The organism is Vibrio sp. 10N.222.54.A3 (genome assembly GCF_041474095.1).
GTDB lineage: Bacteria > Pseudomonadota > Gammaproteobacteria > Enterobacterales > Vibrionaceae > Vibrio > Vibrio crassostreae_C.
On record NZ_JBFRTN010000067.1, the window covers coordinates 1 to 1,503 of the forward strand.

Annotated in this window: 1 protein-coding gene; it reads left to right on the forward strand. The window is 44.6% G+C overall.

Features of this window, described 5'->3' with window-relative positions; translation table 11 throughout:
• The first annotated feature begins 103 nt into the window (after window positions 1-103).
• A complete protein-coding gene (locus AB4507_RS14960; RefSeq protein ID WP_061024553.1) occupies window positions 104-1,480 on the forward strand; it encodes an IS4 family transposase in 1,377 nt (458 codons plus the stop codon).
• The last annotated feature ends 23 nt before the right edge of the window (window positions 1,481-1,503 follow it).

Here is a 1,503-nt window from a genome sequence, read left to right on the forward strand (position 1 = left end):
CTGTCTCTTATACACAAATCCCTAAGCCACGCTTGGGGATTTTTTTTGAACTATTTTTAGGTTTCATGATCTGATCATCTAAGCAATGACAAGGATGATTATCATGACCTATATAGAGCCAACCCTTTGGGCACAAAAACAGTTCGGTCAAGCCCACCTTAATGACCCTAGACGCACTCAAAGACTCGTTGCTCTCGCAGCCTCACTGGCCGAGCAACCTGGCGTACCCGTCTCGAAACTCATTATCTCCCCTGCTGAAATGGAAGGGGCTTATCGCTTCATCCGTAATGAGCAAATCAAAGCAGAAGATATCGCAGAAGCGGGTTTTTATGTCACCGCACAAGAAGCATTAGAGCAACAAACACTTCTTGCCTTAGAAGACACCACTTCTCTCAGTTACTCCCATCGCAGCATTCGAGATGAACTCGGGCACTCCAATCAAGGCAATCGACATCGCGCCATGTTCGTACACTCAACCTTACTTTTTGCTCCCGACACTCAATCTGTTATTGGTTTAATTGAACAACAGCGCTGGACTCGTGATATAGAAAAGCGAGGTCAAAGGCACCAGCATGCGACTCGACCATACAAAGAGAAAGAAAGTTATAAGTGGGAACAAGCCTCTCGCCATGTCGCTGAGCGACTTGGCGATAAAATTTCGGATGTCATTTCTGTGTGCGATAGAGAAGCCGACCTATTTGAATACCTCATTTACAAGCGAGAGCAACAACAAAGGTTCCTCGTTCGCTCAATGCAAAGCCGCTGTATTGAAGAGCATGATAATCGTCTTTATAGCTATGCCTCTACTCTGTTATCAGCCGGAGAGAAAGTGCTAGAAATACCGCAAAAAGGCGGTCGTAAAGCTCGCAAGGCTCATTTAGATATCAAATATGCCCCCGTGACACTCAAGTCTCCTGCTAACAAAAAAGAGTTCGATAACATTCCGCTTTACTACGTGGGATGTATAGAACAAGGAGAGAGTGGTAATAAGCTCGCATGGCACTTACTGACTTCAGAGCCGATAACGAGCAAGGAAGAGGCACTCAAAATCGTCAGTTATTATGAGCGGCGCTGGCTAATAGAAGATTTTCATAAAGTCTGGAAAAGTGAAGGGACTGAAGTTGAGCAACTGAGAATGCAAAGTAAGGATAATTTAGAAAGGCTCAGCGTCGTTTTGGCTTTTATCGCGACTCGGTTACTCCAGTTGAGGTTTATGAATGAATCAGACGAGTTATCTAAGAGCAGTTGTGAGCAGGTATTAAAAGGCAAAGCGTGGAAGTTAATGTGGCTCAAGTTGGAGAGCAAAAAACTACCGAAAGAAGCGCCTAATATATCATGGGCTTACAACGGTATTGCTCGGTTAGGTGGTTGGAAGAATACCAAGCGAACAGGTCGCGCTTCTATAAAGACGTTATGGCAAGGATGGTTTAGGTTACAAACCATCCTTGAAGGGTATGAACTCGCTAAGTCTCTTGATTAACCAGACTTGTGATCAAGAGACAG

Excerpts from the sequence above, each read along its gene's own strand:
- AB4507_RS14960 (WP_061024553.1), top strand. The coding sequence starts at position 104 with ATGACCTATATAGAGCCAACCCTTTGGGCACAAAAACAGTTCGGTCAA.